A 13,099-nucleotide genomic window follows, 5' to 3' on the forward strand; every position below is an offset into this window, starting at 1 on the left:
TTTAAAAAAAATAGCGACATTTTTTCACAATTCAAATATATATAATTACTACGACACCCTTTTGGGATAAAGTGTTTAAAATTGACGTTTAAACCAATACTTTGCAAAAACAAACGATTTCCTTTCGCTTAAATTTAAACTATAACTAGTATAAACTATATTTGCTTTATGCTTTTTAGTGATATAATTGGACAGACTCATATAAAAAAACACCTTACAACAAGTGTAGATAATGGTCGCGTGCCTCATGCTCAACTCTTTATTGGACCAGAAGGTTCTGGTACTTTACCAATGGCAATTGCTTATGCACAATATGTTTTATGCTCTAATACTAATGGCGAAAACAGTGAAGAAGGTAATGCTTGCAATCTGAAGTTTAAAAACTTCTCGCATCCAGATTTGCATTTTGCTTTTCCTGTTACTACAAACGATAAAATAAAAAAGCATCCTGTTTCGAATCATTTTCTAGAAGAATGGCGCGATTTACTTACCAAACAACCTTATGGAAACTTGTTTGATTGGTACAAACAATTAGGCGTCGACAATAAACAAGGTCAAATAGGTGTAGACGAAGCACAAGATATTATTAAATCTCTTGCTCTAAAATCTTACGAAGGTGGTTATAAAGTGATGTTAATTTGGATGGCAGATAAAATGAATACTGCTGCTTCAAATAAACTTTTAAAGTTAATTGAAGAGCCACCAAACAAGACTGTTTTTATTTTAATTGCTGAAGAAGAAGAACAAATAATTAACACTATTAGATCGCGTTGTCAGTTATTGCATTTTCCTCCTTTAGCCGAAGTTGATATAAAAAATGCGCTCATTAAAAACTATAGTTTAAATGAAGCTGTAGCAGTTAAAATAGCACATCAAGCTAACGGTAATTACAATAAAGCCTGCGATTTAGTTTATAATGATAGTGAAGACACCCAGTTTGAAACTTGGTTTATTTTCTGGATTCGTGCTGCTTTTAAGGCAAAAGGTAACAAAGCTGCAATCCACGATTTAATAAAATGGAGTGAGGATATTGCTAAAACAGGTCGCGAAACACAGAAACACTTTTTAAATTTCTGTTTAGACTTTTTTCGTCAAGCATTATTATTAAATTATAATGCTGGTGCTTTAGTTTATATGGAAATTAAGAGCGAAAAATTTAAACTTGAAAAATTTGCTCCTTTTGTACACAACAATAATATTATAGATATTTCAAACGAATTACAAGATGCTATTTACCATATTGAACGCAACGGAAACTCTAAAATAATCCTTACAGATTTATCTATAAAACTCACGAGGTTACTTCATAAAAAACCAGAATAATAGAAGATTACAATTCGTTTTTAGATTACAACTTTTTTATAACCTGCTTTTCTATATTAATATTTAAAATCCATACTTGCTTTAAAAATATGCTTTTAATAAATGCTTTTCTAAGCATAAAAACATCGTAGAAGTTTTCAGAGTTATATAAATAAATGTAATATTTACCCTGAGAAACATCTTTAAATAGTTTTGAATTTACACCTTGATCTTTAAGCTCTTCTTGATAACTTATAGCATAATCCAGGTCGTATAACAAACCAGCGATTACATAATATCCTTTTGTAACTCCATCAATTAATGCTGGCTCTTGATTAAGAATACGCTTAAATTTTTGTGTTTCGTAAACATAATCTTCTTTGGTAAGCAATTTTTCATAATTTTCTCTATTCATAACTAGAGAATTGTTCGAAAAAATTGGTTGCTTCAGGGTTACGTTTGGCTGATAAACACCTGTTTCTAAATCACTTAAAATTTCATCTGGTTGATTTTTCTGCAGCCAAATTGGAAGCGGTTTCTTCTTCTTCTCTAATACAGGTGTGTAGTTTTCAACTTTATATAATTCTTCTTTTGGAGTATAAACATCTTGAATGATACTTACTGGTGTTTTAGTTCTCTCAACCTTCACTTGCACTGCAGTAGCTGGCACTTTTATTTGTTTCTTTTTCTCTTTTTTTATTCTTTCCTTTTGTATTGGTTTCTTTCTTTTTTTCTTTTCCTCTTTAGGTTTTTCAACTTCTAAAACAACACTTTTTGTTTTGTCAATTTCAATAGTTTCTTCCACAATATTGCTTGTCTTTTCTTCATAAAAAATTTTACTTATTTCAGTTTGAAAAGCAGTAAAAAACATATAAAACCTATCAGATTCTGTATTGAAAGCCATTTCAATTTCGGTAGTTGTATTATCTATAATAGGTTCCGATTCGTTTGGAACATCCATAGACACAATATCGAAGCCTAAGGTGTTTTCACTTTTGGGATATCTGTTACTTAAAATATTATCGCTATCCGTTATTTTACTATTAAAAAAGTTGTTTTTTGGTCTTGATTCTGTCCTTAAAAGCGAGACTCTTTTAGATTTTCTATTAACCAATAAACATTCATCTTCTGTTAGTGCAGAATCCCCTTCCAAAGCCGCAAACGTTAATTTTGTTTTTATCTCTCCTTTTTCTAAAGCTTTAAAATTATTGAATTTAATTTTTAATGGTGCATTACTCACGTGTGCAAACCCGTTAAAAGTAGTAATGTATTTTGGGTTTTTTGTTGGTGTTTCATAAACAACATATAACAACCAGCCAGCTGCACTTCCTCCTGCAACAAAGCCTTTTGTTGCCTTTACATTTGCAACAGTATAATCTCCATTTACAGACTTAGTGTTTTTTAGCAACCTAGTTACATCAGCCACACAAACATAAGGTGAATTTAATGCAAAATCTGTGTCTTGATCTCCATCGAAAATTACAGTTCCGTTTATATTTTTATACTCACCGTTTGGTAGTTTTAGCATTATATCATCTATATCATCTCTTTTTGTTACACGTTTTCCTTGAAACAAAAACTGTCCATTAGACTCTTGTTTATAACCTTGTTCGTAGCTATACGTAGCGGTCCAATACAAAGCTGCATAAACAATTTTTTTATGATTTTCGGGTAGCTTTAAGCTCGCGGAGCTTGAACTAAAAGTAGAGGGATCATTATCAATATCAACAAAAACCATATCAATATCATCATTAGTTAGTGATGTATCGTTAAATGGTTCTTTTACGTCTTTACTTAAGATATTGTTTCCTATAACAGTTGCATCTCCATAAATATAAAATTCGTTTTGAACTTTAAAAGGAACAGCTTCTTGAGCATATAAAAGCCCACAAAAAGTAAAGACAATGAAACTGAATGATAAACAGTTTTTTATCATCTTAAATAGAATAATTAATAGCGTTAAATTATTAGGCTAAATATAGGTAATTATTTGAAAGCTTTGAAATCTAAGAGATTAATGCATAAAAAAAACGCTAAATGGTAGTTTAGCGTTTTTAAAAAGAAAATTTACTCTTATTATTTTTTATACTTAGCGTCTATTTCTTTAATAATTAGGTCTGATAAATTCGATCCTTCATCACCATATAAAATATTACCAGTAGATTCGTTAGCACCTATAATAAATTTATATCCATTTGCTTTTCCGTAGTCTTTAACTGTAACTTTCATTTTAGAAATAACAGAGTCAATATCTGTTTGATAAGCAGTTTGCAGTTGTTGCTGCTCTGCTTGCATCATTTGTTGAAACTGTTGTGCTTTTGCTTGAAAAGATTGCATAGCTTCTTGTTGTTTACTTTGAGACATTTTAGCCGCTTTAATTTGTAATGCTTGGTATTCCGATTGATAAGTTTTACCAATACTATCTGCACGTAATTTAAACGATTCGTTTAAAACCTCGTACTTAGACTCAACATCTTTTTTCTCTTGAATATCGTTAATCACTTTTGCGTTATCAACAAAACCAATTTTTTGTTCTTGACAAGATGCGAATGTTACCAAAACGATAACTGCTAATATTATTTTTTTCATTTTTTTATAATTTTATGTTTGCGCAAAAATAGAAAAGAGAAGTAATTTATTTGCAAAAAATCGAACTAAAAGCTCAACATAAGAGTTTGCTATAGTAAAAAGTGTTTGTAATAGTTTTTTCTTATCTAAAATGGATTCAAATAAAGCGTTTTAAGGCGTTTTTATAAAACCTCCACCTTATCACAAGAAACAAACCAAAACAAAAGCAGCAAGGTGCCTAATATTTAGTTTTTACTGTTTTTAATCACATAAATAAGCGAAGAATACTCTCCAGAGCGTTTTGCTTTTAAGTTTGAGCGTAATCCAACGAAAAAAGCAGGTAGTAGTTTTAAGAAACTCTTTTTGTATTTTTCTGAAAGTATGCTTACATAAAAAGAATCAAAAACCATTGGAAGTGTTTTTTCTACTTTCATACTTTCTGTTTTAAATAAGTTTGAAATAGATTCTCTAGAGAAATGCCATAAATGTCTAGGCACATCGAAAGCAGCCCAAAAGTTTTTATAATGTAATGCATCATAACTTTTAAAGTTTGGAACAGCAATAACTAAGGTTCCATTTGGTTTTAATAGTCTTTTAAAAGTTGAAATCTGTAATTCTAAATTAGGTAAATGTTCTAAAACATGCCAAAGTGTAATAACATCGAAGCTTTCATTTTTAAAAGATTGTAGCTTTTCTGTATTAAAAACAGAATTATTACAACTATTATTAGCTATGCTCCTAGCCTTTTCATTTGGTTCTATTCCGCAAACCTCCCAAGCATTATCTTTAGCTGTTTTTAAAAATGCACCTGTACCACAACCAATATCTAATAGTTTTTTTTCTTCAGAATTAAACGAATTAATCAGTTTCAATTTTCTTTTCAAAGAAATATTACGAATAGTATGGTATGCTTTTTCAAACAAATTACGCTTACTATCTGTATGCGAAATGTAATCTTCGCTTTCATAATAACCAGCAAGATTATCTAAAGATGGTTGAGGCGTGGTTTCTAAATAACCATATTTAGCATTTGGAACTAATTGAAATTCTTCTCTAGAAACAGAATAATCTTTAACCGATAAATATATTTGATGATTGCTTTTCACAGATAACTTAATTATTAATCTACTTTATTTAACACAAGGTCTTTTAACCAAACTGGTTTAGAATAATAAATTTAAAGACTATTATTCTTTACAATTTTAAATTTAGTGCCTTTTAAATTTTAACGATTATTGTTTTTAACATTGCCTTTCTCTTTCGCAATAAGTGTAATTTCTTAACCATTAATAACACAATTGGCATTAGCAAAAATGGAATTTAAAAGTATAATATCTAGCTATAACTAGTTAGTGTTTTACAAGTATTCCTTCTCTAAATTTTTCTTTATTTACATAATTATGGTAAACAATTTAAGCTTGACTATTACCTAAAAAGGCAAAGAGTAAAACTAAAATAAAACATGATTTCTTCTAACTAAAACTATTTAATTTTAATGTTCCACGTGAAACATTAAAGAAAAATCATCAGGTAATTATCTACCCATATAAACTAAAAGCACAGAAATATCTGCAGGAGATACTCCACTAACTCTTGATGCTTGAGAGATTGTAACAGGCTGTATTTTGTTTAATTTTTCTCTTGCTTCTAAACTCATCGATTGCAGCTTTGAATAATTAAAATTAGCCGGAATCTTTATATTCTCTAAACGAGAAAGCTTGTCTGCATTATTCTTTTCTTTATCAATGTAGCCAGCGTATTTTACTTGAATTTCTGTCTGCTCAATAATTTCCCTATCTAGATTATGTTCATTTATATAGTTGTCTACAGATTCTATTTTACGCATATCGTCAATACTAATATTTGGTCTAGCAAATATCTTATGCATCTTTCCTTGTTGTTTTACAGCAGCTGAATCTTTAGCTTCTAAAATAGGATTAGCCTCTTCTTTAGTTACACTAGTGTCTTTAAAAAACTGTACAAATTTCTCTGAAGCGTTAAGCTTCGCCTCCATTCGTTTTAATCTTTTTTCACTAGCCAAACCTAAAGCGTGACCTTTTGGTGTTAGCCTAAAATCTGCATTATCTTGACGCAACAATGTTCTATATTCTGCACGAGACGTAAACATTCTATATGGCTCTTCTGTTCCTTTCGTAATCAAATCATCTACCAAAACACCTATGTAAGCTTCGTTACGTTTTAATATAAAAGGATCTTTTTCTTGCACTTTAAGCGCTGCATTTATTCCTGCCATTAAACCTTGAGAAGCTGCTTCCTCATAACCTGTAGTTCCATTAATTTGACCAGCAAAATACAAACCTTCAACCAACTTAGTTTCTAGCGTATGCTTTAATTGTGTTGGCGGAAAATAATCGTATTCAATTGCATAACCAGGTCTAAAAAACTTAACGTTTTCGAAACCGACTATAGAACGCATGGCTTTAAATTGCACATCTTCTGGTAACGATGTAGAGAAACCATTTACATACATTTCAACAGTATTCCAGCCTTCTGGCTCAACAAATAATTGATGACTATTCTTGTCTGAAAATCTATTTATTTTATCTTCTATACTTGGGCAATATCTTGGTCCAAGACTTTTAATTCTACCATTAAACATTGGAGAACGATCGAAACCTTCGCGAAGTAAATCGTGAACCTTTTCACTTGTATGTCCTAAATAACAAGAACGTTGATGTTCTAATGGTTTTGTAATATCTAAATATGAAAATTTTTCTGGATTAGCATCTCCTGGTTGTTCTGCCATTTTAGAAAAATCTAAAGAACGACCATCGACTCTTGGAGGTGTTCCTGTTTTCATTCTACCTGACTCGAAACCTAAATTAACTAGCTGTTCTGTAATTCCAGTTGCTGCTCTTTCTCCTGCTCTACCTCCACCAAAATTTTTATCTCCAATATGGATTAACCCATTTAAAAAAGTACCATTAGTAAGCACAACAGATTTTGCTTTCACCTCTATTCCTAAAGATGTTTTTACTCCTGTAACTTTTCCGTTTTCTACAATTAAACCAGAAACCATTTCTTGATAGAAATCTAAGTTTTTTGTTTTTTCTAAAAGTAATCTCCAATCTTCTGCGAAGCGCATTCGATCACTTTGAACTCTTGGACTCCACATTGCAGGTCCTTTGGATTTATTCAACATCTTAAATTGAATAGCAGAAGTATCGCTTACAATTCCACTGTATCCACCGAGCGCATCGATCTCTCTAACAATCTGTCCTTTTGCAATTCCTCCCATAGCAGGATTACAAGACATTTGTGCAATGTTTTGTAGATTCATGGTAATAAGCAACGTTTTGCTTCCCATGTTTGCTGCTGATGCAGCAGCCTCACTTCCTGCGTGACCACCTCCAACAACTATAACGTCGTAAATTTCGTTAAACATAATTTTTTAATTGTTCCACGTGAAACATTTGAAAAATTCAAATGATTTCAGAATGAAATTATAATATATATTTCAAATCAAATATTAATTGTTCCACGTGAAACAATTAATATCAAAATTTAAAAGCTTGCAAATATAGTGCGAATTACTGAATTCTATTTTAAGGTGTTGAGATATAAGTTTTCTTTCTCTCTCATCAGCTTTGCTTCGTCTTCTGTTTTATCTTTATAACCACAGTAATGTAAAACACCATGAACAAGTACACGATGTAGTTCTTCTTGAAAAGTATTCTCGAAGTCTTTTGCATTGTCCTCTACTCTTTCTGTTGAAATAAAAATATCGCCATGTAATGTTTTTCCTACAGAGTAATCAAAACTAATAACATCAGTTAAAGTATCGTGATCTAGGAAATCTACATTAAGTTTATGAAGATAATCATCATCACAGAAAACATAGTTAATCTCTTCTTCTTTACAGTTTTCTGTTACAATGACAGATGATATCCATTTAGAGATTTGAGTCTCGTTAGGAAGCTTAAAATCGTTTTCGTAGTTAAAACTAATCATTTTTTTCTTTAAAATATTCTTGTACTTTCTGTTTGTAAATTTGCTGCAAAGGTAATGCTTGCTTATTCAATATTTCTGTAGTGTTAAAATATTCTTTAGCCTTAGAAATTTGATTATTTGTAGTATTCGAAAATTCTTTTTTATTTGTTTCAGATTTACGTTTACTTTCTTGACCTTGTTGTAATGTTGCTTTTTCTAGCTTTAAAAGTTGGTGCTGTAAATTCATCATCTTAGAAAGTGTTTCGTTTGTAAATCCATTATTTATAAGATCTTCTTCAACATCTTCCATTTGCTTAACAAGTTGTTTTGCATCTGCAGGCGTTCCTTTACCTAACTTTTCATCTTGCGCTAATTTTTCTTCTAATGCTTGACGAATCATTTGTTGTTGCTGGTAAATTTTATAAAGCTCTCCATTTACATCTTCGTTAAAACCATCTTGACCTTTTCCTTGTCCTCCTTTACCTTTTCCATCTTTTCCACGACCTTCTCCTTCGCCCTCACCTTCACCTTCTCCGTCTTTGCCTTTTTTCCCTTTTCCTTTTTTACCATTCTCTCCACTCTCTCCGTCTTCACCTTTGTCTCCTGGTTTTTTTCCTTTACCTGGTTTCTCTCCCGGTTTTTCGCCAGGCTTATCTCCTTCTCCTTCTTTAGGTTCACCGCTTTCTCCTTTTTTGGTTCCTTCTTCCATCTTTTTATTAAGCTCTTCTTGGCTCATAATAATATCTGGAAGTGGCATTCCTCCTTCACCTTGTCCTTCTCCTGGTGATGGCATTGACATAGCATTTTGTAATTGATCTAAAGCATTACTTAAAAAATTTGCTAAATTATTAGCAGACGTTATTGTGTACTGTTGAGAAGAAACACCTTTATAAATATTATTCTCTGCTAATTCTGCCATCGCTTTGTCTATATTAAAATAGACATCGGATATTTCCTTGTTTACTTCTTCAGAAATTTTTGGCTGCCTTAAAGACATTGCAAACAAACTATCGTCTACATGCTCAAAATGAGTTCTCAAGTCTTTTTGCTTTTTTAAATACGTTGCATACTCGTTATGATTAATTTCTATGCTCTTAAATTGCTTCATTAACTTTTCTTCATCAAAAGAAAACAATACTAAATTATCTAAAATCTGACGTAACATTTCGATATCTTCTTCTAATGCATCTTTAGAAGCTTGTCCCATTTGAGCTTGCATTTTCATGCTCATCTCTTTCATTTTTTGAGCAGCAGATTTTTGCTTTTTCTTAGCTTTAGCATTTTGGCTCTCCTTTTCCTCTAGGCTTGGAGATTCTTCTTTTTTCTCTAATTCTTCTGAAGCTTTTTCTTGATCATCCTTTACATTTTCTTCCTTGTTCTCGTCTCTTGGCAACTTAACAGGTTTCTTTAGTTCCTTATTATCTTTCTCAAGTTCGTCTAGCTGCTTTTGGATGTCTTCAAACTTCTTATTTAATTCTTCTTGCTTTTCTTTAGTGTTGTCTTTTGGTTCTTCGTTAGCAAGCTTATCTTGTTCTTTAGCCAATTTATCTAACTCATTACCAATCTTTTCCATCTTTTTACTAACATAATAACGTTTCGTTAGCTCTATCATTTGCTCTAGGCTTCTTTTTTGGCTTTTAGCCTTTTTAGCAAGCTTTTCAAGTTTAGCAGAAAACTCTTCTTTATTAATTTTATCTTTTAATTCTTCGAGTTCTTTAAGTAATTTCTCATCTGCCTTAAGCTGCTCTTCATTTTCTTTTAATCGTTCTTTTAAATCTTCTTTAAATTGATCTTTTTCTTCATTTTCCTTTTGAAAGTCCTCTAAATTCTTTTGAAGCTTTTTATTAAACTTCTGCATCATTTTATCTTGTTGTTTTTGACGCTTTATAAAATTTTCGAACTTCTTTTTATCATTAAAATTAAGTTCGGATTTTTCTTTTTGTGTTTTAGACAACTCTTCTAATTCTTTTTGTTGCTTTTCGAACTTATCTAAAGATTTGTTTAAATCCTGTATCGTTTCATTTTGTTCTTGCAATTGCTTTTTCTCCTCTTCGTCTGCAGTTCGTTTTCTATAACTAAACACACTACTTTTTGTGCTTTTGTTTTTGCTTACAGCATCATTATCGAAAACCTCGAAGTATAAATCGTAACTGGTACCTTCGGTAATTTCTAAATTATTAGGAAAAGCACTTACAAACTCGCTAAAGTTAGATCCTGAAATTGGAATACGTTCACTCTTTTTATCCTTATCATTTCCGCTAGGATAATACACTAATTGTAGTTTATTAAGACCATAATCATCGCTAACTTTTCCGAAGAAATACAACGATTGTTTATCTAAAGAATCTACTTTAGATTGTAGTTTTAATTCTGGATATTCATCGCGAACCACTTGAATATTAAAGGCTAAGTTCTCGTAATCTTTAAGTTGTTTATTACTTGTAGCAATACTATAATCTAAATTACTATACACTCTTTTTCCTACTGAAAACGCTCCGTTTTCGTTGCTTTTAAACAGTGTTGTGTCTTTAGCGTAAAGTGTTGCGTAATCTGTTGCTTTAGTTCTTAATTTCCAGGTAATACTTGTTCCTGTTGGCACAACTGCGTTTCCTGTACTTTTTAATACCTCATCTGGCTTATTTGTATAATTTGGATAGTTTAAAACCATGTCGAAACCTAGTAAGGTTGGAACTGGAGCAACTGTTATTGTATACGGTCTAGAGGTTACATTGTTTGCTGTTAAATTGAAGGTAATATTGTTTTGTGGTTGTTCGAAAACAAATTCGAAAGCACCTACTCCACGTTGTTGTAAATAATATGTTTCGTTATTAAAAGTGATTTGTGCATTTTCTGGAACAACATCACCAGCTGTTTTAACAATTAATCGAAACTCTTTATTCTCGACAGCTTGTAAGTCTTCATTTAACACAAAAAACTGAAATGGTGCTGGTGGCTCGTAAGCCGTTTGATAATTTATAACGCGTTCATAACTATCGCTAAACCAGTTTAATTTTCCAGAAATGGCTGTAACCAAAATAATAAGCAATGGAATGGCTGCGTATTTTAAATATTTAGCGTTTTTCTTGAAATTAATAGCGAGTTTAAATGGAACTGGTGTAAGTTCTGCAGACTTTTGATCGATACTCGCTAACAATAACTCGGAATCTGATTTTGTGTTTTTTAATTGAAGTACATTAAGTAATTTATCGTTAACTTCAGGAAAATGACCACCTATTAATAGTGAGGCTTCTTCAAAATTAATTCCTTTTTTAAGTTTAAATAATTTTGCCAACGGAATGGCTATAAACTTAATAAAAAGGGCAACTTCTACTGCTACAAATAACCAAAACAAAACTGTTCTAGCGGTAGAACTTAGCCATAAAAAATGTTCTACTAATAATGTAATTAATAAATATAGTAGTCCAATACTAAAAAATAGAATCACACCTTTAATTAACTCATTAGTGTAATATTTTCTAATAAATTGGTTTAGTTTGGATTGTATGTTTTGGAAGTTGTTCAATTTTTGATTGTCTTTTTCTCTTTATAACTGACTAAAATACTATTTTATTTTCTAAACAATATTAGTATCATGTTAAAAGCTTATTTTAAACAAAGCCTTCTTTTCTTTGTTCTGTGAGCTTATCAAATTATCTTTGCAAAAAATATATTAAAAAAGCACTTCGGTTTACTATGCAATATCCTTTTAATGAAAATGTTTTTCATTTTAGTAATGCTTTGTTTTACAGTGTTTTATAAAACATAAATAATGTCTAAAAACGTTCGTGTGCGTTTCGCACCAAGTCCAACAGGACCTCTACATATTGGAGGAGTTAGAACAGCTCTTTTCAACTATTTATTTGCAAAAAAATACAACGGTACTTTTATACTTCGTATTGAAGATACAGACCAAAACCGCTATGTTGAAGGTGCAGAGCAATATATAATCGATGCTTTAAATTGGTGTAATATTCCTTTTGATGAAGGACCAAACAAGAATGAGAAATTTGGACCTTACAGACAAAGTGAGCGTAAGCATTTATACAAGCAATATGCTGAGCAGTTAATTGCTAGCGATAATGCTTATTATGCTTTTGATACAGCTGAAACATTAGATGCTAAAAGAAAAGAATACGAAAGTAACAAACAAACCTTTATTTACAATTGGCATAACCGTTTAGAGCTAAGTAACTCTTTATCGCTTTCTGCTGAAGACGTACAAACGAAATTAGATAATGGAGATGATTACGTTATTCGTTTTAAGTCTCCTAAAGATGAAACTTTACGTCTTAAAGATATTATTCGTGGTGATATTAAAATTGATACTAACGTTTTAGACGATAAGGTTTTGTTTAAAAGTGATGGTATGCCAACCTACCATTTAGCAAATATTGTGGATGACCATTTAATGGAAATCTCTCATGTTATTCGTGGTGAAGAATGGTTACCTTCTTTAGCATTACACATGCAATTATATACTGCATTTGGTTGGGAAGCTCCAGAATTTGCACATTTACCATTAATATTAAAACCTACAGGAAAAGGAAAACTAAGTAAGCGTGATGGTGATAAATTAGGCTTTCCAGTATTTCCATTAGAGTACACATCTCCCGATGGAGACATTTCTAAAGGTTATAACGAAGAAGGTTATTTTGCAGATGCTGTAATTAATTTCTTAGCGTTTTTAGGATGGAATCCTGGAACAGAACAAGAGATTTTTAACTTAGATGAATTAATTGAAGCTTTCGATTTAGATCGTGTAAATAAAGCAGGAGCACGTTTTGATCCAGACAAAATAAAGTGGTTTAACCATCATTATATGCAAGAACAAAGCGATGATGTATTGGCTGAGGCTTTTCAAAAAAAGCGTACAGAATTAAAAGATATTGATCCTAGTTATATTGCAATGGTTGTTGGTTTAATTAAAGAACGCGCAACGTTTGTAAACGACTTTTGGGATTTAAGTAGCTTCTTCTTTGTTGCACCAGAAAACTACGATGAGAAAGCTTCTAAAAAAGCATTTAAAGACGAAACGAAAGACTTAATGACGCAATTAGTGTCTATAGTTTCTAATATTGAAGATTTTGAAGTAGAAATACTTCAAAAGGAAATAAAAGGTTGGATTACTGGAAACGAAATAGGTTTTGGAAAAGTAATGATGCCTTTACGTTTAGCCTTGGTTGGTGCTCTACAAGGACCAGAAGTTTTTGATATTATGTACATGATAGGTAAAACTGAAACTATAAAACGTATTGAGAAAATGATTACTGTTTTGTAA

Annotated in this window: 8 protein-coding genes; 2 read left to right on the plus strand and 6 right to left on the minus strand. The window is 31.2% G+C overall.

All coding sequences use genetic code 11. The features are described 5' to 3' along the window. Positions 1-168: 168 nt before the first annotated feature. Complete coding sequence (locus CW733_RS12875) at positions 169-1,323, plus strand: DNA polymerase III subunit delta' (protein WP_100997565.1); 1,155 nt, start codon at positions 169-171, stop codon at positions 1,321-1,323. 25 nt (positions 1,324-1,348) lie between these two features. On the opposite strand, the gene CW733_RS12880 is transcribed toward CW733_RS12875, so the two are convergent. From CW733_RS12880 to CW733_RS12905, 6 genes are all read right to left on the minus strand, one after another. Next, complete coding sequence (locus CW733_RS12880; protein ID WP_100997566.1) at positions 1,349-3,238, minus strand: hypothetical protein; 1,890 nt, start codon at positions 3,236-3,238, stop codon at positions 1,349-1,351. 140 nt (positions 3,239-3,378) lie between these two features. After that, positions 3,379-3,891 (minus strand): OmpH family outer membrane protein, encoded by a 513-nt coding sequence (locus CW733_RS12885; protein WP_100997567.1) that lies wholly within the window; start codon positions 3,889-3,891, stop codon positions 3,379-3,381. Positions 3,892-4,115: 224 nt separating this feature from the next. Then, entirely contained in the window at positions 4,116-4,976 is an 861-nt protein-coding gene (locus CW733_RS12890; protein ID WP_100997568.1) for a class I SAM-dependent methyltransferase, read from the minus strand. A gap of 428 nt (positions 4,977-5,404) precedes the next feature. After that, positions 5,405-7,276: a tRNA uridine-5-carboxymethylaminomethyl(34) synthesis enzyme MnmG gene (gene mnmG / locus CW733_RS12895; RefSeq protein ID WP_100997569.1), complete on the minus strand. Its 1,872-nt coding sequence runs from the start codon at positions 7,274-7,276 to the stop codon at positions 5,405-5,407. Positions 7,277-7,431: 155 nt separating this feature from the next. Beyond that, the gene (gene ybeY, locus CW733_RS12900; protein WP_100997570.1) at positions 7,432-7,842 is read right to left on the minus strand and encodes an rRNA maturation RNase YbeY; all 411 of its coding nucleotides are present in this window, start codon (positions 7,840-7,842) and stop codon (positions 7,432-7,434) included. Next, positions 7,835-11,344 (minus strand): DUF4175 family protein, encoded by a 3,510-nt coding sequence (locus CW733_RS12905; protein ID WP_100997571.1) that lies wholly within the window; start codon positions 11,342-11,344, stop codon positions 7,835-7,837. The genes ybeY and CW733_RS12905 overlap by 8 nt, the downstream gene beginning before the upstream one ends. A 246-nt stretch (positions 11,345-11,590) precedes the next feature. Between CW733_RS12905 and gltX the strand changes: the two genes are divergently transcribed. After that, a complete protein-coding gene (gene gltX, locus CW733_RS12910) occupies positions 11,591-13,099 on the plus strand; it encodes a glutamate--tRNA ligase (RefSeq protein ID WP_100997572.1) in 1,509 nt (502 codons plus the stop codon).

Origin of the sequence: Lacinutrix sp. Bg11-31 (genome assembly GCF_002831665.1) — a bacterium.
In the GTDB taxonomy this organism is placed as follows: Bacteria; Bacteroidota; Bacteroidia; order Flavobacteriales; family Flavobacteriaceae; genus Lacinutrix.

What these genes read in the sequence shown, in the direction of transcription:
- CW733_RS12875 (WP_100997565.1), top strand. Translation starts at nt 169, where the DNA reads ATGCTTTTTAGTGATATAATTGGACAGACTCATATAAAAAAACACCTT.
- CW733_RS12880 (WP_100997566.1), bottom strand. Translation starts at nt 3,238, where the DNA reads ATGATAAAAAACTGTTTATCATTCAGTTTCATTGTCTTTACTTTTTGT.
- CW733_RS12885 (WP_100997567.1), bottom strand. Translation starts at nt 3,891, where the DNA reads ATGAAAAAAATAATATTAGCAGTTATCGTTTTGGTAACATTCGCATCT.
- mnmG (WP_100997569.1), bottom strand. Translation starts at nt 7,276, where the DNA reads ATGTTTAACGAAATTTACGACGTTATAGTTGTTGGAGGTGGTCACGCA.
- ybeY (WP_100997570.1), bottom strand. Translation starts at nt 7,842, where the DNA reads ATGATTAGTTTTAACTACGAAAACGATTTTAAGCTTCCTAACGAGACT.
- gltX (WP_100997572.1), top strand. Translation starts at nt 11,591, where the DNA reads ATGTCTAAAAACGTTCGTGTGCGTTTCGCACCAAGTCCAACAGGACCT.